Origin of the sequence: Chryseobacterium oranimense, from assembly GCF_900129755.1 — a bacterium.
In the GTDB taxonomy this organism is placed as follows: domain Bacteria; phylum Bacteroidota; class Bacteroidia; order Flavobacteriales; family Weeksellaceae; genus Chryseobacterium; species Chryseobacterium oranimense.
This window is the reverse complement of sequence record NZ_FQWT01000002.1, coordinates 128,898-150,039: the sequence shown is the minus strand read 5'-3', so window position 1 is coordinate 150,039 and position 21,142 is coordinate 128,898. Positions and strand designations below refer to the sequence as shown.

Annotated in this window: 20 protein-coding genes; 13 read left to right on the top strand and 7 right to left on the bottom strand. The window is 37.0% G+C overall.

What is annotated here, in order from left to right; genetic code table 11:
* Nucleotides 1-41 precede the first annotated feature (41 nt).
* The 4 genes from BUB03_RS07175 to recJ form a co-directional block, all read right to left on the bottom strand.
* Nucleotides 42-2,273, bottom strand: coding sequence for an outer membrane beta-barrel family protein (locus BUB03_RS07175; protein WP_073061555.1), 2,232 nt, complete (start codon nt 2,271-2,273; stop codon nt 42-44).
* Between the two features lie 358 nt (nt 2,274-2,631).
* A complete protein-coding gene (locus BUB03_RS07170; protein WP_040993564.1) occupies nt 2,632-2,970 on the bottom strand; it encodes a DUF3817 domain-containing protein in 339 nt (112 codons plus the stop codon).
* 73 nt (nt 2,971-3,043) lie between these two features.
* Nucleotides 3,044-3,628, bottom strand: coding sequence for a nicotinate (nicotinamide) nucleotide adenylyltransferase (nadD, locus tag BUB03_RS07165; RefSeq protein WP_040993566.1), 585 nt, complete (start codon nt 3,626-3,628; stop codon nt 3,044-3,046).
* 41 nt (nt 3,629-3,669) lie between these two features.
* A complete protein-coding gene (gene recJ, locus BUB03_RS07160; protein ID WP_073061553.1) occupies nt 3,670-5,382 on the bottom strand; it encodes a single-stranded-DNA-specific exonuclease RecJ in 1,713 nt (570 codons plus the stop codon).
* Between the two features lie 110 nt (nt 5,383-5,492).
* Between recJ and BUB03_RS07155 the strand changes: the two genes are divergently transcribed.
* Nucleotides 5,493-6,305, top strand: coding sequence for a M48 family metallopeptidase (locus BUB03_RS07155; RefSeq protein WP_073062686.1), 813 nt, complete (start codon nt 5,493-5,495; stop codon nt 6,303-6,305).
* Nucleotides 6,306-6,388: 83 nt separating this feature from the next.
* Here the strand turns inward: BUB03_RS07155 and BUB03_RS07150 are convergent, their stop codons facing one another.
* On the bottom strand, nt 6,389-8,011 hold the full coding sequence (locus tag BUB03_RS07150; protein ID WP_040993568.1) for an ABC-F family ATP-binding cassette domain-containing protein: 1,623 nt from the start codon (nt 8,009-8,011) through the stop codon (nt 6,389-6,391).
* Between the two features lie 191 nt (nt 8,012-8,202).
* On the opposite strand from BUB03_RS07150, the gene smpB reads away from it, so the two are divergent.
* From smpB to BUB03_RS07125, 5 genes are all read left to right on the top strand, one after another.
* Complete coding sequence (gene smpB / locus BUB03_RS07145; protein WP_040993570.1) at nt 8,203-8,661, top strand: SsrA-binding protein SmpB; 459 nt, start codon at nt 8,203-8,205, stop codon at nt 8,659-8,661.
* Nucleotides 8,662-8,738: 77 nt separating this feature from the next.
* The gene (locus tag BUB03_RS07140) at nt 8,739-10,223 is read left to right on the top strand and encodes an OmpA family protein (protein WP_073061550.1); all 1,485 of its coding nucleotides are present in this window, start codon (nt 8,739-8,741) and stop codon (nt 10,221-10,223) included.
* 93 nt (nt 10,224-10,316) lie between these two features.
* On the top strand, nt 10,317-11,057 hold the full coding sequence (locus BUB03_RS07135; RefSeq protein WP_040993574.1) for a YebC/PmpR family DNA-binding transcriptional regulator: 741 nt from the start codon (nt 10,317-10,319) through the stop codon (nt 11,055-11,057).
* 58 nt (nt 11,058-11,115) lie between these two features.
* The gene (locus BUB03_RS07130; RefSeq protein ID WP_040993576.1) at nt 11,116-11,940 is read left to right on the top strand and encodes a UDP-2,3-diacylglucosamine diphosphatase; all 825 of its coding nucleotides are present in this window, start codon (nt 11,116-11,118) and stop codon (nt 11,938-11,940) included.
* Nucleotides 11,941-12,912, top strand: a complete 972-nt coding sequence (locus tag BUB03_RS07125; RefSeq protein ID WP_073061548.1) for a glycosyltransferase family protein — start codon at nt 11,941-11,943, stop codon at nt 12,910-12,912.
* Here the strand turns inward: BUB03_RS07125 and BUB03_RS07120 are convergent.
* Both BUB03_RS07120 and BUB03_RS07115 read right to left on the bottom strand, forming a co-directional pair.
* The gene (locus BUB03_RS07120; protein ID WP_040993579.1) at nt 12,901-13,191 is read right to left on the bottom strand and encodes a GNAT family N-acetyltransferase; all 291 of its coding nucleotides are present in this window, start codon (nt 13,189-13,191) and stop codon (nt 12,901-12,903) included. The two genes, BUB03_RS07125 and BUB03_RS07120, sit on opposite strands and share 12 nt — an antisense overlap.
* Before the next feature lie 216 nt (nt 13,192-13,407).
* Complete coding sequence (locus BUB03_RS07115) at nt 13,408-14,157, bottom strand: RDD family protein (protein ID WP_040993581.1); 750 nt, start codon at nt 14,155-14,157, stop codon at nt 13,408-13,410.
* Nucleotides 14,158-14,184: 27 nt separating this feature from the next.
* On the opposite strand from BUB03_RS07115, the gene BUB03_RS07110 reads away from it, so the two are divergent.
* The 7 genes from BUB03_RS07110 to BUB03_RS07080 all read left to right on the top strand — a co-directional run bounded on the left by BUB03_RS07110 (nt 14,185) and on the right by BUB03_RS07080 (nt 21,091).
* Nucleotides 14,185-15,168 carry a stage II sporulation protein M gene (locus BUB03_RS07110; RefSeq protein WP_073061545.1) on the top strand — a complete coding sequence of 328 codons (984 nt, stop codon included), beginning with the start codon at nt 14,185-14,187 and terminating at the stop codon, nt 15,166-15,168.
* Nucleotides 15,155-16,114, top strand: coding sequence for a DUF4013 domain-containing protein (locus BUB03_RS07105; RefSeq protein ID WP_228417793.1), 960 nt, complete (start codon nt 15,155-15,157; stop codon nt 16,112-16,114). Before BUB03_RS07110 ends, BUB03_RS07105 begins: the two co-directional genes overlap by 14 nt.
* Entirely contained in the window at nt 16,107-16,904 is a 798-nt protein-coding gene (locus BUB03_RS07100) for a DUF4129 domain-containing protein (protein WP_073061540.1), read from the top strand. Before BUB03_RS07105 ends, BUB03_RS07100 begins: the two co-directional genes overlap by 8 nt.
* Nucleotides 16,905-16,923: 19 nt before the next feature.
* Nucleotides 16,924-18,081, top strand: a complete 1,158-nt coding sequence (locus BUB03_RS07095) for a DUF4350 domain-containing protein (RefSeq protein ID WP_073061537.1) — start codon at nt 16,924-16,926, stop codon at nt 18,079-18,081.
* Between the two features lie 169 nt (nt 18,082-18,250).
* Nucleotides 18,251-19,282 carry an AAA family ATPase gene (locus BUB03_RS07090; protein ID WP_040993585.1) on the top strand — a complete coding sequence of 344 codons (1,032 nt, stop codon included), beginning with the start codon at nt 18,251-18,253 and terminating at the stop codon, nt 19,280-19,282.
* A gap of 84 nt (nt 19,283-19,366) precedes the next feature.
* Nucleotides 19,367-19,723 carry a four helix bundle protein gene (locus BUB03_RS07085; RefSeq protein WP_073061534.1) on the top strand — a complete coding sequence of 119 codons (357 nt, stop codon included), beginning with the start codon at nt 19,367-19,369 and terminating at the stop codon, nt 19,721-19,723.
* Between the two features lie 45 nt (nt 19,724-19,768).
* Nucleotides 19,769-21,091, top strand: a complete 1,323-nt coding sequence (locus tag BUB03_RS07080) for a DUF58 domain-containing protein (protein ID WP_073061531.1) — start codon at nt 19,769-19,771, stop codon at nt 21,089-21,091.
* Nucleotides 21,092-21,142 lie beyond the last annotated feature (51 nt).

The following is a 21,142-nucleotide window of genomic DNA, read 5'->3' as shown; positions in this document are numbered from 1 at the left end:
CTTATTTAAGTGTGGCTGTGGGTGTAAATTTTTATAATGGCTTAGGTTCTTGATTTTATGGCATCATTTGCTGATTTCATTTCTCTGGCCTTTTTAAGCTTCTGGTTTCCGAAGTTGTAGGTTACCCCGATGTTCAGGATTCTTGGATATTCGAAGTTCACCACATTGTTATAGCTTCCGTTCGGCTGTACGCCCTGAATGCTGTTGAAATTCTGGTTGAACAGATCGTATACTTCCGCTACAAACGTCCAGTTGCCCATAATTTTCTTTAAGCTTACATCAAAGCTCTGTCTTACCCCAAGAGTTCCGCTTTCAATCTTTACCTTGCTTCCGTAGTAATAATTAAGTCCCAGGAACCAGTCTTTATTGGAAGACAGACGAATGGTGTTGTTGATATTACCGGATATATTAAAGTTTTTGAAATCAATGACATAAGGATTGACCACCTCTGTCTGTCCGGGAACCGGAACTGAAGTAGGGTCCTCAGATACGGTTCCTTTATAGATGCTGTATCCTAAATTCACAGAATAATTGGTTGTCCAGATCTCTTTGAACCAGGATTTGTTCATTCCCAGGGTCAGTCCCAGCTGTTTGTTATTTCCATAATTGGTTCTGATATATCTTAAGAATTTGGTGGTAACCATCACAGGATTTCCATTGGCATCTTTTTCAGGTTTGGTTACTGTTCCCTGAAGCGGTATCTGGTTGGAAGCATCTTCTACATAATTAAAGCTCAGATTGGCAAAAAATGCATTTTTGTACATATAGCTGATTTCCTGATTGTAAAACTTGGAAGCCAGTACGAAAGGGTTATTCTGAGTATAGTTATTAGGAGTAAAATAGGTTCTTGAAGGGTTCAGTTCCCAGAATCTCGGTCTTCTGATCCTGCTGGAGAAGCTGTAGCTAAGATTATGATCTGAGTTGATGGCGTAATTCAAATTAAGATAGGGAAGAAGGTTATTATAATTTCTGTCAAAACTTGTTTTATCCAGAATTTCGCCGCTGCTTCTGGTCATTTCATAGCGGGCGCCCACTTTCCCGGAAAACTTTTCGCTCAGTTTTCTTTCATAAGTAAGATAAGCCCCCAGGATTCTTTCCTTATAAATAAAGTGATTCGTTTGGTTGACGTCATTAATAATCACATTATCTACAATATCGTCCTGTCTGGTATCATTATCTGTATTCGTATGGTTATAGCTCAGTCCCATCAGCCATGTGCTGCCTTTGGAAGTCTTCTTCAGATAGTCAATATTTGCAGCATAATTATTAATGATCTGGGGTACCGACTGCTGTAAAGCACTGTATTCGTTCTTAGGATCATTATTTAATGGGAAGCTTTCGTTGATGCTCATCTTATCCCTGTTGAACCATAAATAAGAAATGTTGGAAGTAATTTTGCTGCCGATAGAATCTGTTTTTATTTCATAGTTCAGATTAAAAGAGTGGTTTCTTGTCTGGGCATTCTCGTTGTTGATGGTTCTGTTGACAAGAGTACCATTCTGCCAGTTCGTTACATCAAGAATAGAATTGAAACTCTTATTATACCTCATATTGTAGGTAAATCCTAAGCTGTGATTTTTATTGATCTCATAATCAATATTTACGCTTCCGCCGAGATTTTTATTAGGATCATCATTGTAACCAAGAGACTCATTTCTGAATGTGGAATCTCCGTTGGAAAGTGTATATCTTTCTCTGTCTGTCCAGCTTCCTGTATTAAAGTTGGAGTTTACAGACCATTTGTTTTTTCTGAAATTAAACGAAACTCCTGCGGAAGGATTGTTGTAGTAAGCCTGTTCATTGTTCATTTTCAGAGTTCCGTTGTAGCCGTCATTTTTTTTCTTTTTCATTACGATATTGATGACGCCTTCATTGGATTCTACCTGGAATTCACTTCCCGGCGTAGTAATCACTTCAATTTTCTGGATATCCTCAGATGGAGTTCCTTTCAGCATTTCTATAAGAGCTTCAGCATCCATATTGGTTTTTTTGTTGTTGATGTAAACCACCACATCAGATTTTCCCATAATCTTCAACGATTTTCCGTCGATGCTTGAAATCATAGGAGTTTGTTTCAGGAGATTGAAGGTATTCGTTCCCTTTGCGATCGGGGAAGAAGCTACATCGTAAATGAAACGGTCACTCTGCTTTTTGAAAACCTGTTTCTTGATATTGACAGCTTCAATGTTTTTTACTTTCAGGGTATCTTTTGACTGCTGGGCAGCTGCCAGTCCGCTGAAAAATAAGGCGGCAATAAAGATTTGAGTTTTCATGATTATTTTATTTTAGTTGTTTAATAGCTTGTATTTGTTATTATTTAACATAGCAAAGATATATAATAAAAACAGTATCATGCAATACAAAGTACTTAAAATGTTTTTAAATTGAATTTAAGTTATTGATTATCAGTTAATAAAATTTTAATTTAAAATTTCAGTTTATCTTTAACTTTCTCTAATTAGACAATTCAATAGTAGATTTTGTTACACCGAAGATTAAAATTTGGTCAAAATTTAAAAGAAGTAAGTAAAGTTTAATAAAAGATGGTGATGGTATAAGATATTTATACGGGATGTCACTTCAATAAAAAAAGGACCAGAATGGTCCTTTTTGATGTTATGTTATATTATGTTATTCTCTGTCGAATCGGGCTAATTGTTTATCTATCCAAATAGTGGCAAACGGGAAAAATGCAGCAATTAAAGCAAAAACGCTGTCTTCATCATCCCATTCATATATTTTTCTTATGGCAGGAAGAAATATCAGGTATAGTGTAAAGAAGAATCCGTGAATACTACCGATAGTACTGATGTAAACAATCGGGAGAACCCCTTCCGGATCAATACGTATCCAGGTCATCGCTGTAAATAGGAAAAACCACGAAACAGCCTCAGCCAGACAAATGAGCTTAAACCATTTGATGACCTTTTCCTGAGGATATTTTGAGAAAAATTTTTCGATGAATTCCATATTTTAAGATATAAATGAAAGGAAGTGGACATATAGAATCTAATTTATAGACTCTAACTTCTTATTGACAAAATTACTTATAAAAACTGCTTCCATCCAAATAATCAAAAACTTCCGGTGGAAGCATCGGACGTACATTTTTTCCGTCTCTGATCATATTTCTGATCTCTGTGGCAGAAAGTTCAATTACGGGAGCTTTTATCATAGAAATATTTTCATGTTGCAGGTATTCGGAATCTTTCTTTTCCCCTTCAAAAACCCTTGGGTATACAATGATGTGATGATTTTTAATCAGAAGATCAGAGTTTTTCCATTTGTGAAGACTGCTTAAATTATCTTCACCCATAATCAGGCTGAAGGAATAATCCGGATATTTTTCATGAAGATAGGTAAGCGTATCAATCGTATAGCTCGGCTTAGGAAGTGAAAACTCTACATTTGAAGCCCTCATATTCGGATAGCTTTTCACGGCAAGCTGTACCATATCCAGCCTGTTGTGATCTTTTAGAAGAGACTTTTTATCCTTAAATGGATTCTGTGGACTTACTACAAACCACAATTCATCCATATCGGAATTTTCCAGAATATAATTAGCCAGAATTAAATGTCCGATATGTATAGGATTAAAGGAACCAAAAAATAAACCGATTTTTTTCATTGATTGCTAGGTAGTAGATGATAGGTTGCAGGTAGCAGTAATTAATCCCTAAATTTTACATCCTTTATATTTAAGTAGTGCGTTACATTGCCTTTCCAATGGTTTTCTTCTAAAGTAAAGGCAAGATCAAAGTTTTTATTTTTAAAATCTTCCACATACTGTCCGAGTTTAAAACCGACACATTCTATATTTCTGCCGGTGGATTCCTGCTTGATGTAAAATTTCAGGTGATTGTTGTCTTTTCCCATTGTTTTTACATAGCCGGAGAGTTTCTGGTCAGTTAATGTAAGAATAGGTTTCATATTATGAGGACCAAATGGTGCCAGTTTTCTGTGGAAATTGATAAATTCCCGGTTGATCTCATCAATTTTAATCTCGGAATCAATCGTGATGGAAGGTTCCTGCTGGTGTTCCTGGATTTTTTCGGAGACGATTTTCTCAAATTTTATTTTGAAAGCTTCAAATTTATCCTTTTCCATGGAAAGCCCGGCCGCAGCATGATGCCCGCCGAACTTCAGGAAAAACTCAGAACACATGTCCAGGGCTTCATGCACGTCAAAATCCGAAACGGATCTTGCAGAAGCTACCATTTCCCCATTGTTTCCGTCTGTAAATACAAGTGTCGGCTTATAATAGGTTTCAATAAGCCTTGAAGCTACAATCCCGATTACTCCTTTGTTCCATTCAGGATGGTAAACAATGGTGGAGTATTTTGTCTGCTGCTGGGATTCAACGATCTGGTTCAACGCAGAAAGTGTGGAATTCATATCCAGTTCGCGCCTTTCGTCATTAAGATTCATAATGTCGCTAACGATCTGGTTGGCATGTTTCAGGTTGTCCGAAACCATAAGTTCCACTGCAGCTTTTCCCTGTGAAATTCTTCCGGCAGCATTAATTTTTGGAGCAATCTCAAAAACGATATTTGAAATTTCAAAGTGAGAAAGCTTATCTTCAGGAATTAATAGTCTTAACCCCAGGTTTCTGGTTTTTCTGAGGACTTTCAAGCCCATTTTGGCCAGAACCCTGTTTTCGCCGGTCATCGAAACAATATCTGCAGCAATGGAAATTGCCAGAAGATCCGTAAGTTCAAATAATTCGGATTCAGGAATTTTATAGATGGTGTTCAGTCCCTGGCACAGCTTAAAGCCCACACCACATCCTGAAAGTTCTTTAAAAGGATATCTGCAGTCATTTCTTTTCGGATCCAGAACAGCTACTGCATTCGGGATCTCGTCACCCGGAAGGTGGTGGTCACAGATAATAAAATCAATATTCTTGTCCTGGGCATATTTTACCATGTCGGTTGCTTTGATACCGCAGTCTAGAGCGATAATCAGGGAAAAACCGTTTTCTTTGGCAAAATCAATACCTTCGGTAGAAATTCCGTATCCTTCAGAATTCCTGTCGGGGATGTAGTAATCTAAATATTTTTTCTCAACAATTTTGCTGAGGTAAAGGTACATGAGGGCAACGGCTGTGGTTCCGTCTACATCGTAATCTCCATAAACCAGTATTTTTTCACCGTTTTCAATGGCTGTGGCAATGCGCTCTACAGCTTTCTGCATATCTGCCATTAAGAACGGGTTGTGTATATCGTTGAGGTTCGGTTTGAAGAATTCTCTGGCCTTTTGATAATTGTCAATTCCTCTTAGAACGAGGAGTTTAGATTCAAAAGTACCAAAACCAAGTGACGAACTTAATCTGTCCACAACTTCCTCATCGGGTTCGGGCTTATAAATCCATTTCTGACTCATTTCACAAAAATAAGGAAAAAAAATAGCATTTTGAAATGATTAAGGATGAACTTGACTTCCTGATTGTTGAAAAAAAATATCTATCTTCGCGGTCCAAATTAAAAATAATCATGAAAAAAATTACACTCTGCCTTCTATTCTTAGGGGCTATGAATGCTGTATCGGCACAGAAAATCAATCTTGGAAAAGCTGCCGGTGTTGTTTCGAAAGGAGCAAAAGCGCTTACTTTTACCAACGAAGATGCCGTAAAACTTTCAAAAGAATCTGTTGACTGGATGGATAAAAACAATCCGGTAGCAGGGCCAAAGGATCCTTATACTGTAAGACTTAACAAACTTTTCGGAAAGCACAAGTCTCAGGATGGGCTGGTCCTGAATTACAAGGTTTACAAAGTAAAGGATATCAATGCTTTTGCATGTGCAGACGGAAGTGTCCGCGTTTTTTCTTCGTTAATGGATATCATGACGGATGATGAGCTTTTAGCAGTAATCGGGCATGAGATCGGTCACGTGAAAAATCAGGATACTAAAGATGCGATTAAATCTGCTTATTTAAAAGCAGCAGCCCTGGATGCAGCATCGTCAGCGTCAGGAACTGTAGCGGCCTTAAATGACAGTCAGGTGGGAAAAATGGCTAACGAATTCCTGGATGCTTCTCACAGCAAAAAGCAGGAATCTGAAGCGGATACTTACTCTTATGATTTCATGAAAGCGAATAATTATAATGTAGTAGGAGCTTATTCAGCATTCAAAAAACTGGCATTACTTTCTGAAGGTAGTACACAGACCGGTTTTGAAAAAATGTTCAATTCCCATCCGGATAGTGAAAAAAGAGCTCAGGCTATCAAGAAGAGAGCTGAAAAAGACGGATTATGGAAAGATCCCGGAACAGTGGCTCTTCCTAAAACAAAGCTTACGAAATAAAATAACTATTTAATAAAATAAAAATTCCTCAAAGCTACTTTGAGGAATTTTTTTTATAATGAATTTTAATGTTGTCTAAGAAATTATGAGTACATTTTTTCTCTAAGTTCTTTCACTTTTTTATCAGCAAGATATTCATCGTAAGTCATTTCTCTGTCGATGATTCCAGCTGGAGTCAGCTCAATGATTCGGTTACAGACTGTTGAAAGCATTTCGTGGTCATGAGATGCTAACAGAAGGTTTCCTTTAAAGTTAGACAATGAATTGTTCAATGTTGTGATACTTTCAAGGTCTAAGTGGTTGGTAGGTTCATCCAGCAAAAGAACGTTTGCTTTCTGAAGCATCATTCTGCTGAACATACATCTCATTTTTTCACCTCCGGAAAGCACTTTACATGATTTCAGAGCTTCATCACCTGAGAAAAGCATTCTTCCCAGGAATCCTCTTACGAATTCCTCGTGACGCTCTTCGTCGTTTTTAGTGAATTGTCTCAACCAGTCAACCAGGCTTAAATCTTCCTGGAAGAAATTGGTGTTATCCAAAGGCATGTAAGACTGGTTGGTAGTAACTCCCCAGGCCACTGTTCCTTTATCAGCTTCAACATTTCCTGCAAGAATTTCGAAAAATTCAGTAATAGCAAGAGAGTTTTTGGAAAGAACGGCAACTTTATCTCCTTTCTTAAGATTTAAGTCGATGTTTGAGAATAACAATTCCCCGTCTTTTGTTTTTTCAAGACCTTTTACATCAAGAATCTGATCTCCTGCTTCTCTTTCCATTTCGAAAATAATAGCCGGATATCTTCTTGAAGAAGGCTTGATATCATCAATGTTCAGTTTATCGATCATTTTCTTTCTTGCAGTAGCCTGTTTCGCTTTCGCAACGTTGGAGCTGAATCTTGCAATGAAGTCCTGAAGTTCTTTCTTCTTTTCTTCTGCTTTTTTATTCGCCTGTGCTCTTTGTCTTGTCGCTAACTGTGAAGCCTGATACCAGAAAGAGTAGTTCCCTGTATAAAGGTTAAGTTTAGCATAATCTAAATCCCCGATATGCGTACAAACGGTATCCAGGAAGTGACGGTCGTGAGAAACAACAATTACTGTGTTTTCATAATCAGCAAGGAAGTCTTCCAACCATGAAATTGTGTCAATGTCAAGGTCATTCGTAGGCTCATCCAGAATCAGTACATCTGGATTTCCAAAAAGAGCCTGAGCCAAAAGAACCTTTACTTTGTCCTTGTTCTCAAGTTCACTCATCATCTGCCAGTGCATATCATCTTTAATACCTACATTGGATAGCATGGTCTGTGCATCAGATTCAGCAGTCCATCCACCCATTTCATCATAAATTACACCTAATTCTCCTGCCTTGATTCCATCTTCATCGGAAAAGTCTTCTTTAGCATATAAAGAATCCATTTCCTCTTTTATTTCAAATAATTTTTTGTTTCCTCTTAAAACAGCCTCAAGAACAGTAAACTGATCGTAAGCAAAGTGATCCTGCTCCAATACTGACATTCTTTTCCCCGGCTCCAAAGATACATGCCCTGTAGTAGGATCCTGCTTTCCTGTTAATATTTTAAGGAATGTAGATTTCCCCGCACCGTTTGCTCCGATAATCCCGTAGCAGTTTCCCTTGGTAAACATAATATTTACCTCGTCAAAAAGAACTCTTTTCCCGAATTGTAAAGATAAGTTAGATACTGTTAACATATAGTTTTGTAAATTTGGCGCAAAAATACGAAAAGAATTTGGGTATTTCGTAATAATGTAATAGTCAAGTTTTTAAATATGGGGTATTTTTTCTATATTTCATTAACGAAATAAACAAAGACCAGTCCGGAAAGGCTGCTAAGTAAAGATTGGAGTATATTCCAATCCATTTTAATCACGAATTTTTTACAATGAAGATCGAAAAAACAGTAAATATATTAAACAGAAGAGCCCGTTTTGAATACGAAATCCTTGAAGAATTTGAAGCAGGGATGGTATTAACGGGTACAGAAATAAAATCTTTACGCTCGTCCAAAGCATCTATTACAGAATCCTTCTGTCAGTTTATTGATGGGGAATTGTACATTATTAATATGATGATTGACGAGTACAAATTAGGAACTTTTTACAATCACAAAACAAAAAGGGAACGGAAATTGCTGTTGCACAAAAAAGAATTGCAGAAACTTGAAAAAAAGTTAAAGGATGCTGGAAACACAATTATACCTCTTAAATTATATATCACAGACAAGGGTAAAGCAAAGGTGCTCATTGCGCTTGGTAGAGGTAAAAAACTCTTTGATAAAAGGGAAGCGATAAAAGATAGAGAAAATAAACGTAACCTGGACAGAATATTAAAGAAAAGTTAAAAATCATTCAAAAAACTTTGTATATAAAGAAAAATTATATTTATTTTGCATTATCAATTATTTAATCATTTAATTCTATGAAAAATCTAAAATTAGGAATTTCAGCATTGGCGCTTACGGTTGCCTCTACTGTCTTTGCCCAGACTACCAATAATCCGTGGTTGATCGGAGTTGGTGCTCATGCGGAAAATCACAAGGCACAGAGAAACAACTTTAGTAATACGTTCTCTGCTAATAATTTAACGAAGACAATGTTCAATGTGAACAACTTCTCTATTACACCTCCATTATCTAAATTAACAGTTGCTAGAAACATCGGTAAAGGTTTAGTTATCGACTGGCAGACTTCCGTAGGTAATGTAGATAACAAGAGATTTAACATGGGAAAAGAATTTTTCCTAATGACAGGTCTTGGTTTCCAGGCTAAAGCAGCTGGTCTTTTATGGGATGAAGAATCTTGGTTCGATCCATATTTAAGAGTTGGTGCTAACTACCTGAGACATGACTACACTGCCCTTTCTTTCCCTAGATATGATTACAGAGGAGAGCTTATTACTAACGGAGACGGTGGTAATGAAAATGGTAAAGCTAATCACTTTACAGTTTCTACAGGTGCAGGTGCTAACTTCTGGGTAACTAAAAACTTCGGTCTTGGTATTCAGGGAGATTATGTATCAACTCCTGGAGATAAAGCAAACTATGCTAACTTCTGGCAAGCTTCTGCATCAATCTTATTCAGATTTGGTAACAGAGATAGAGATAAGGATGGTATCCTAGATAAAGATGACCTTTGTCCAGATACTCCAGGTCTACCAGAATTCCAAGGATGTCCTGATACTGACGGTGACGGAGTTCCAGATAAAGACGATCAATGTCCAGAAGTAGCTGGTCCAGTTGAAAACAACGGTTGTCCTTGGCCAGATACAGATGGTGACGGTGTTATCGACAAAGATGATGCTTGTCCTACAGTAGCAGGTCCTGCTGAAAACAACGGTTGTCCTTGGCCAGATACAGACGGTGACGGAATCTTAGATAAAGATGACGCTTGTCCTACAGTTCCAGGTCTTCCAGAATACAACGGATGTCCTAAGCCTAAGAAACAAACTGCTATTGAAACTACAGAAGCTCTTAAAGGTATCTTCTTCGATTTCAACAAAGCGACTATCAGACCAGAATCTAGCGCTAAACTAGATAACGCTGCGAAGATTATCAAAACTGACGGTGGTAACTACCTAGTTGAAGGTCAAACTGATGCTAAAGGTTCTGCTGATTACAACTTGAAACTTTCTAGACAAAGAGCTGCTTCAGTAGTTGCTGCTTTAGAAGCTAGAGGAGTTGATGTAAATGCTCTTAAGTCAATCGGAGTTGGTGAAACTAAAGCTACAGTTTCTGAAAAAGCTTCTGATGCTGAAAGACAAGCAGATAGAAAAGTTATCGTAACTGCTATCGAAGATGCTAACGAGTGGAACGCAATCAAGAAAAAAGATTACGAAGATGCTCCAGTAAAAAAAGCTACTAAAAAAGCTCCGGCTAAGAAAAAAGTAGTTAAAAAGAAAAAATAATTAATTTTTCTAAATAATAAATACCTCCGATTATTCGGGGGTATTTTTTTTTTGTTGACTTTTAATTAATTTTGTTGAAATTTAAAAATTAAAATGGGAAGAGCATTTGAATATAGAAAAGCTTCTAAAATGGCCAGATGGGATAAAATGGCCAAAACTTTCTCCAAAATCGGTAAAGACATAGCACTGGCAGTAAAAGCGGGAGGTGCAGATCCTGAAGCCAACCCGGCTTTAAGAAGATGTATTCAGAATGCCAAAGGGGCTAATATGCCTAAAGATAATGTGGAAAGAGCTATCAAAAAAGCAAGTGGTGCGGATGCGGAGAACTACGAAGAAGTTACCTACGAAGGATATGGACAGGGTGGTGTTGCTTTCTTTGTTGAATGTACTACCAACAACACAACCAGAACTGTTGCCAACGTAAGAGCTATCTTCAATAAATTTGACGGTAACCTTGGTAAAAATGGGGAATTAGCCTTCATCTTCGACAGAAAAGGAATTTTTACAATCGATTTGGCCCAGATCAAGATGGATTGGGATGATTTTGAAATGGAAATGATCGACGGTGGTGCTGAAGATGTGGAAAAGGATGAAGAGGAAGTAATGATTACTACAGCTTTTGAGGATTTCGGTTCATTGTCGCATAAATTAGACGAATTGAAAATTGAAGCAAAAAGCGCTGAACTTCAAAGAATTCCAAACAATACCAAAGAAGTTAGTGAAGAGCAGTTCAAAGCCAATATGAAAATGCTTGAGCGTTTCGAAGATGATGATGATGTACAGAATGTTTATCATAATATGGAGATCACGGATGAATTGATGAATTCTCTGTAAAAAAATAATATAGCATTCATATACAGTTAACTTTCAATTAGTTTCTTTGCATAAAACTATGAAAAGAAACGTTGAATTGGTTGTCATATCGGATGTTCATTTGGGAACTTATGGATGTAAGGCTAAAGAGCTGTTACGGTATCTCAATTCTATCCAGCCTAAAACACTGGTTTTAAACGGTGATATTATTGATATCTGGCAGTTTAAAAAGTCTTACTTCCCTAAACCTCATTTGAAAGTGATCAAAAAGATCCTTTCATTTGCTACTAAAAACACACAGGTTTATTACATTACAGGGAATCACGATGAAATGTTCCGTAAGTTTACCGATTTTGAATTGGGTAAACTAAAAGTTTGTAACAAGATCTGTCTTGATATTGATCAAAAAAAGACCTGGATATTTCATGGAGATGTTTTTGATGCATCCGTTCAGCACTCTAAATGGATTGCAAAACTTGGTGGGAAAGGGTATGATCTTCTGATTGTCATTAACAACATTGTAAACTGGTTTTTAGAGAAAATGGGTAGAGAAAAGTATTCATTTTCCAAAAAGATCAAAAATAATGTAAAAAAAGCGGTAAAGTACATCGGGGACTTTGAGCTGACTGCTTCAGAACTGGCTATTGATAATCATTATGATTATGTGATCTGTGGACATATCCACCAGCCTCAGATCCGGGAAGTTGTTACTAAAAAAGGATCGTGTACTTATCTTAATTCCGGGGACTGGATCGAAAATCTTTCCGCTCTTGAGTATCATAATAACGAATGGAAAATATTTTATTATGATGATCATAAAGATTCTCTTAAAGACGACGAAGCAGAAGAAATTCAGGATATGGACAGTTCCGAACTTCTGAAAATAGTAACTAATTTTTCTTAAATGAAAGTATTGTATGCATTTCAGGGAACAGGAAACGGACATGTTGCCAGAGCGCAGGAAATTATTCCTATACTCAAAAAATATGCTTCGGTCGATACATTGATCAGCGGTCACCAGTCACAATTAAAGGCCGGTTTTGACATTAACTTTCAATACAGGGGTATTTCCCTTCTTTATAACAAAACAGGCGGTTTATCTTACCGTAAAACATTTACTGAAAACAAATTTCTTGAAGCGGTAAAAAACATCAGGGAACTGGAACTCTCACAGTACGATCTGATCATCAATGATTATGAACCTCTTACCGGCTGGGCAGGAAAACTCAAAAAACTGCCGATGATTGAACTGAGCCATCAGGCATCGATGAGTTTCCCTGAAACACCAAAGCCTGAAAAGAAAGATTTTTTTGGTGAGCTGATTCTCAAATACTATGTTCCCAGTGAAAGGAAAATCGGGTTCCATTTTGAAAATTACCATCCACAGATCAAAAAACCAGTGATCAGGCATAAAATCCGAAATCTTAATCCGGATAAAAAAGGGCACTATCTTGTATATCTTCCCAGCTTTGCAGACGAAAATATCATCAAGGTCCTGAAACAGATTCCTGTAGAATGGAAAGTTTTTTCAAAGTACAGCAAAGTTCAGGTTAAAATAAAAAATGTAGAAATTTTCCCTATTGATGAAATGCGTTATCTGCAATACTTTGAAAGCTGTGACGGTATTTTATGCAATGCCGGCTTTGAAACTCCTGCAGAAGCACTTTTCTTAGATAAAAAGCTGTTTGTGATTCCTATTCATAATCAATATGAGCAGGAATGCAATGCGAGTGCCCTAAATCTTATGGGAATCCCAAATTCTAAAGTGCTGAATCTTCAGGAGATTATGCAATGGGTTGCGGCAGATCATCACTTAAGAGTAGATTACCCGGATGATATTGAAGAGATTCTGGTGAAAGAAGTTTTAGTTCTTTAGAAAAATATCATCTACATCATTCATTCTTGTCATTACCGCTCTTGCATAAGAGCAGTGAGGATATACTTTCCAGTTATTTTCTCTGGCAAATTTTATGGCTTCCTCAACCAGGTATTTACCCATTCCCCTGCCTTCAAATTCCGGATGTACCAGGACAAAAGAAATGATAAACTTATTATCTTCCGGAAAAATGGTGTATGTAAGTCTTCCTACTTCTTTAATCTCATTGTTCAGCGTAATCACGCCGCCGTTTCCTGATTTATTGTTTTCAAATTTCATAATTCAAACCTTTGTTTTTAAAGATACAAAAACTACACCGACGAGTTATTATAAGTAATAAATGATGAGTAATAGGTAATGGCTGATTGTGAATTGTCAATAGTATATCTTTTTCGCAGTCAATTTTTAATCCGAAAAAATTGAAAAACGATTTCTGAACGTTAAATTAAGTGTTTATTTGCGAAGTAAAATTTGACCATTGACAACAATACTTCATTAATTATCTTTCCCTGTATAATAATTATAATCCTTGATCACTACATTAATAAACTGTCTCTCCGTCATTTTTGCAGGGTCTATTTCAAGCTTGAGAATGCTTTTAATCTTGTCAGAAAGTCTGCTGATGATCTGGCGGTCGTCAACTTTCAGGGCTTTGGTATAATTATCCTTGATGATCCGCATATCATTATCGCTTAAGGCAATGACCTGAGGAAACGATGGGACATAGCTTTCATGAATATTTTCCAAAATGGTATGGGAAATATTGATATTGTTTTTTAAAGAAATTACAGCAGTGCCGGAAGCAATATCTCCCAGACGTTGATTATTTTTGGAAACAATCATAGAAATAAGACCTACGACACCGGCGAATGAAGTATCAATCAGCCTGAACATCCAACGGATCAGGTAATCACCAAAACTGGCCTGGTAGCCATCAATTTTCACTACCCTGATTTTCATGAGCTTTTTTCCAGGAGTCTGCCCTTCCATGAGGCTTTCCAGGACGACCGGATAAATGTAAACGGGGAATGTAAGCACAATATAAACAGCCATGACGGACCATTGATCAAGCCCGGCTAATAAATACCCCAGATCAAAAACATTGAAGAAAAGATAGAATATAATCACGGCATAGGCAACCTTTATCAACAGATCGATAATGAAGGCGAGCATTCTTTCTCCAACACTTGCAATAGTAAAGTTAATATTTACATTTTGTGAGGTATTTATCGCAATTTGAGACATAATTTTTATTATTTTAGCCTTACAATTATGAGAGAAGTTTATTTCATTAAACAAAATAAAGAAAAATGGTTGGGAATTGAACAGGTTATTCAAGGGAAAATAAAAAAAAATCCTGATGACCTGTCTTCGTTGTACATCAACCTGATCAACGATCTTTCATTTGCACAGACCTATTATCCTAAAAGCAATACAACAGTATATCTGAACCATTTGTCTTCACAGATATTTCAGAAGATCTATAAAACGAAAAGAGTAGAAGAGAACAGGCTGTTTTATTTTTTCAGAACAGAAGTTCCCCTGCTGATCTATCAGTACAGGAGATATCTTATGTATGCTTTTCTCTTTTTTATTCTGTTTACTTCAATAGGAGTGCTTTCCGGGGCTTATGATAAAGATTTTGCCAAGATCATTCTTGGGGAAGATTATGTAAATGAGACAATAGAGAATATTAAAAAGGGAAATGCTGTCGGAATCTATCAGAGCGGCTCCACCTGGGGAAGTACCATCGGGATTATTTTCAATAATATCGGAGTGGGGGCGAAACTGTATATCTATGGCATAACCGGAGGGGTGGGAACTTTGTTTGCCCTGCTTTCCAACAGTGTCATGCTGGGATCTTTTCAATATTTTTTCTACGATTACGGGGCTTTGAAAGACAGCGCAAGAGGAATCTGGCTTCATGGGGTTTTCGAGATCTTCGCAATGGTTGTGGAAGCTATGTGCGGACTAATCCTTGGAGCGAGCATTCTGTTTCCCAGAACATTTTCAAGATTTAATTCTTTCAAAACAGGGTTCAAGGACTCTTTTAAAATTTTTCTCAGTACCATACCATTTACCATTTGTGCAGGAATTATCGAAGGCTATGTGACAAGACATGCTTTGAAAATGCCGCTGGTGGTAAATTTAGCTATCATATTCAGTTCACTGGCCATTATAGGATTTTACTATTTCGTTTATCCTTCGGTGGTTTATAAAAGAATTAATAACCAGACCAATCATGCAGTTTTATAAAAAAAGAGAATTCGGAGCTTTCATCAGTGACAGCTTTAATTTTTTCAAATTATACGGAAAAAATTATTTTAAAAACTATATCCTTATCAACGGATTACTGCTAACGCTAACAATTGCGGTAGTGATTTTCGGATTCAGAGAAATTTTCGGACAGCTTATCGGTTCCAATGTAGGGGGAGAAAGCTATTATTTTGAAAGATATTTTTCAGAAAATGCCGGAATGCTCATTGTTTCTGCAATACTTATTTTTATACTTTTTGCTCTTCTGATGATCATTAATTACCTGTATCCGGTTTTTTATCTGAAAAGAATTACTGAAGGTGCTCAAAAGGTAAAAACGGATGAGATCCTGGGAGATTTCAAAAAAAACGCCGGAAGAATTGCCAAAATGGGTATAGGAATGCTCTTTCTTGTATTGCCTGTTATGATGATCCTTTTAGGCTTTTCCTATTTGCTGATGTTCATCATCATTGGCTTCTTCCTGATGCTGCTTTTTTACCCTACGGCATTCAATGTCTCGGCATTTCTGATGTATGATTATTTTAATACAAAAAGAGGCTTTATAGAAAGCTTAAGTTATTCCATAAGATCCCAGTTTTCTTATCCTAACGGAAACGAAAAATCCCCTTACTGGAAATACTGGGGAGCATCCATTATCATGTTCATTATTATGTATATGATTACTTCGGTTTTTACATTGATTCCAATGTTCTTTTTTTACGGATCACTTCTGACAACCACTCCAAACGGAAACTTTGAAGAGAATCCTTTTGCCGGAGTTGCCGGAGTCATTTTCTTTATATTTTATGGATTTTCAATGCTTGCTTCATTATTGCTTTCCAACCTGATGTACATCAATGCAGGGCTGATGTATTATGACAGCAGGACGGATCTTCACCAGAAAGTTGAACTTGAAGAAATAGAAACCATAGGCATCAATGAATAAAATTCTTCTTTTTCTGCTGCTTTTTTTCTCTGTTTGTCCTGTTCGTGCACAGGATGAGAATGAGCCTGCAACGGTAGAAGACTATATTGTTGACTCCCTAGTGACAGGACATTACCGGAACATGCTTCGTGCAGATTCTGTGCTGATCCGGAAGCCGGTTTCGGAAAATACGCTGTATCCCAAGACATTTAAAGAAAATCTTCAGTCAAGATATAAAGGAAATGAATTTGATTATTCGGTTTCGAAGCCGAGAGAGTCTTTCTTCCAAAAGCTGATGAGAAGGATAGACAAAATCCTGCAAAGTATTTTTGGTGAAACGGCCTTTACCAATTCTGCTAAGATTACCACCATCCTTATTCGTCTGTTTGCCATTGTCCTGGTAGGGTTCCTTTTATATTTTATCATTAATTATCTGATGGGCAAAGAGGGAAACCTTTTCTTCGGTAAGAAAAACAGAAAAGTAGAGATTAATGCGGAAGAACTTCATGAAAATATCCACGAGATCAATTTTCCGGAAAGCATTTCAAAATTTGAAAGGCAAGGAGATTTCCGTTCAGCGGTGCGTTATCAGTTCCTTTTTGTTCTGAAAAAGCTGAGCGACAAAAAGCAGATCAGCTGGAACCCTGAAAAGACCAATAAGGATTATCTGATGGAACTTAAAGCAGAGCATCTGAAAAAAGAATTTTCTGAGCTGTCTTATATCTTCGATTATGTTTGGTACGGAGAGTTCAGTATTGATGAACAGGCTTACCAGACATTTAAAAATCAATACCAGGCATTTAAACCATAATTAAACCACCGAAATAACCATGAAAAAAACCTTCAAAATATATGCTGTGATATTCATCGTTGTGATGGTTATTCTGGCGTTGCTTGAAGTCAATAAAAAAGAAACGGTCAGCTGGCGTAAGAATTTTAATATTAACGAAAAGTCTCCTTTCGGACTGTTTGTTTTTAATAACGAAGCCAAACATCTGTTTAAAAATAATCTGAAAAGAACCGAAGAGACACCTTACGACTATTATAGCAAAAGGAAAAAGGATCCTCATAACATTATTGTTATAGAAAAAGACCTGGATAATCAGTCCTGGAAAAAAATTCTGGAACAGGTGTCAAACGGTTCGGATGCCATGATCCTGATAAGCAATACTCCAAAAGATATCTCAGACAGTATCGGTTACCATAGCTCGGATATTTCTTTTGCTGAGGAAAATATGCTGAAACTTACGGATAAACAATACCAGAATGATTTTATTAAGCTGGATAAATTTCCCTCAGGCAGGGGATTTTCATACATTAAACCGCAGGTGGAGGTTTTAGGAAAAACAGTTGAAAAAGATAATTCAGACCAGGCGAATTTTATTAAAACAAAATTTGGGAAAGGAACGATCTATGTACACAGCGAACCGCTTTTCCTTACCAATTACTATCTTTTGAAACCGGGCAGCTTAAAATATGCCCAGGATATTTTTTCGTATCTTAAAGACAGAGAAACCATCTGGTTTGTAGAAAATGATACTAAGGTTTCGCGGTTCTTTATGAGATTTATCCTCTCAAACCCTGCCCTCAAATATGCCTGGTGGGTATTTTTAGGAGGTCTGGTCCTGTTTATTTTCTTTAATGCAAAAAGAAAACAGCGGATAGTGCCTGTTTTGGAACCGCTGAGGAATACTTCGGTAGATTTTGTGAAAAGCATTGGAAATCTTTATCTTCAGGAAGGAAATTTCCATGATATGATGGCTAAAAAGGCTCAGTATTTCCTGAATAAAATAAGAATGGATCTGTTGATTGATACCCGCAATCTGGATGCGGAATTTGCCAATAAACTGCATCTGAAAACAGGAAAACCAATAGAAATGATTGATGAGGCAATAGCACTGATCAAAAAAGGGCAGGATCCCTATGCAAGTGTAATGAAAGAAGACCTCGTAAGGATGAATAAGCTTCTTGATGAAATATTGATATAAATATAACAATGTAACAATGTTTTTTGTAAAGTTCAGTTAGGAAACAGACTGCATAAATAAGAGTTCCAGTAGGACAATTTAGCAAAGGATCGGATATAAGCCGGTCATATTAAGTTTAATAAAAACCGGAGAAGAAAACCGGCTCCCATAAAAACCAAAGACAAAAATTATGGAAAACCTTGAAAACGAAAATGTAGAAAATCAAAGCTCGATCGATTTAAATAAAAAAGAAGACCAGTTTCAATCCAGAATTGATATGATTGAACTCCGTGCCAGCCTGGAAAAAGTAAAAGCAGAAATAGCCAAAGTAATTGTAGGGCAGGAAAGCATGGTGGAACATCTTATTGCCGCTCTTTTATCGAACGGCCATGTCCTGATAGAAGGTGTTCCCGGTGTAGCCAAAACCGTTACGGCTAAGCTTCTGGCTAAAACCATTGACGTAGGATTCAGCAGGATTCAGTTTACGCCGGATCTTATGCCTTCGGATATTTTGGGAACCTCTGTTTTCAGTGTAAAAAATTCCGAATTTGAATTTAAAAAAGGACCCATCTTTTCCAGCTTCATACTCATTGATGAGATCAACAGATCGCCTGCTAAAACACAGGCTGCATTATTTGAGGTAATGGAGGAAAGACAGATCACGATGGACGGAACCCGCTACATTATGGACGAACCGTTCCTGGTAGTGGCTACCCAGAACCCTATAGAGCATGAAGGAACTTACAGGCTTCCTGAAGCACAGCTTGACCGTTTTCTTTTCAAAATAAATGTTGGATATCCTAATCTTGAACAGGAGATCGCCATCATAAGAAACCAGCACGAAAGTAAAAAAGAAGATAAGACAGAAGGCGTAAACCGTGTAATTACGGCGGAACAGCTGAAAAACTACCAGCATTTGGTGAAAGAGATCATTGTAGAATCTCAGCTCATGGAATATATTGCTAAAATTATTGTCAATACACGGGAAAACCAGTTTTTATACCTGGGGGCGTCCCCAAGAGCTTCACTGGCTCTGCTTACAGCTTCCAAGTCTTTCGCTGCGCTTAGAGGACGAGATTTTGTAACCCCTGAGGACATCAAAGAAGCAAGTTATGCAGTACTAAGACACAGGGTAATCGTTTCTCCGGAAAGAGAAATGGAAGGCCTTACTGCAGATGAAATTATACGACAGATCCTGGAGGGGATAGAGATTCCCAGATAGTTGCAGATATTAGGTAAAAGGTTGCAGGTGCTAAATGCAGAATGATGTACTTACAATTGTTTTTTATTAAAATGATGAGACTTTATGGCTAATTTTAAGGAACTTTTGGTTTGGCAGAGATCTATTGATTTTGTTACGGATATTTATAGAAGTACAGGTTCTTTTCCGAAAGATGAAATGTATGGGCTTATTTCGCAGATCAGAAGAGCTTCGGTTTCTATACCATCAAATATTGCTGAAGGCAACTCCCGAAGAAGCAAACCAGACTATTTGCAATTTCTGAAAATAGCCAGAGGAAGCTGTGCTGAAGTAGAAATTCAGTTAATGATTTCCAAAAATCTTAATTATTTAAATGAAGAAAATTATCAAAAATTAAATAACAATATTATAGAGATTTCAAAAATGCTGAATGGTTTAATAAATTCACTTCAACCAGTTTAACCCCAAACCTATCACCTACGATCTACCATCTGCTACCTTAAAAATATGAAAAACCTATACATCAATACACGATTTTTCTTTTCGCTCATCGGAGTGGGAATTGTGTATGTCCTTGCATTTTTCTTTCCGGTCCTGATGTGGGTTGCCCACATTTTGGTGTTATTGTGTTTTCTTGCGGTAATGGTAGACTATCTTTTGCTGTTTAACCAAAAGAATGCTTTGCTTGCCCAGAGGATACTTCCGGAAAAACTGTCCAACGGGGATGAAAATTTTGTAAAAATTGATATTAAAAATAATTACAGCTTCAACATCAGTACAAAGATCATTGATGAAATACCCTTTCAGTTCCAGAAGAGAGATTTCCTGATCACAAAAATCATTGAACCGGGCAAAAATACTTATTTCCAATACAGTTTGGAACCTAAAGAAAGAGGAGAGTACAGTTTTGGAAACCTGAATGTGTATGCTTCTTCACCGTTAGGATTTGTAGCCAGAAGATTTAATTTCCAGAAAGATGCGATGTTGCCTGCCTATCCATCTTTTGTTCATCTCAGGAAATACGAGCTGATGGCACTACAGAGCGAATTTATGCTGGGAGGTATTAAAAAGATCAGAAAACTGGGACATACCATGGAGTTTGAACAAATCAAAGACTATGTTCCCGGCGATGATATCCGAACGATCAACTGGAAAGCGACTTCCAAAACCAACAGATTGATGGTCAATCAGTTTCAGGATGAAAAATCGCAGCGTATTTTTATTCTGATTGATAAGGGAAGGACGATGAAAATGCCTTTCAACGGATTGAGTCTGCTTGATTACTCCATTAATGCAGCTATGGCCTTGTCTCATATTATTTTGAAGAAAGGCGACCGTGCCGGAATGATGACGTTTTCCAAAAAGACCGAAAATAAAGTCGCTGCTGAAAACAAATCAGGCCAACTGAAAAAGATTTCCGAGGCATTGTACAATATTAAAACCGACTTTTTTGAAAGTGATTTTAACCGCCTGTATCAGGATGTAAAATATTCTCTGAATCAGAGGAGCCTTATTTTACTTTTTACCAATTTTGAAACCCTGGATGGATTAAACCGTCAATTGAAATATCTTCGAGGCATTGCCAAGAATCATATGCTGGTGGTTATATTTTTTAAAAATTCAGAATTACAGACCCTTATTCATAAAAACCCTGATAATATGCAGGAAATTTACGATGAGGTTATCGCTGAAAAATTTGAATTCGAAAAGAAACTGATCATTCAGGAACTCCGGAAGTATGGAATTTATACTGTCTATACACTTCCTGAAAATTTAAATATTGACGTTATCAATAAATATCTTGAGATAAAAGCGAGAGGAATTTTATAATTTTGAATAAGCAATAAGCAATAAGCAATAAGCAATAAGCAATAAGCAATA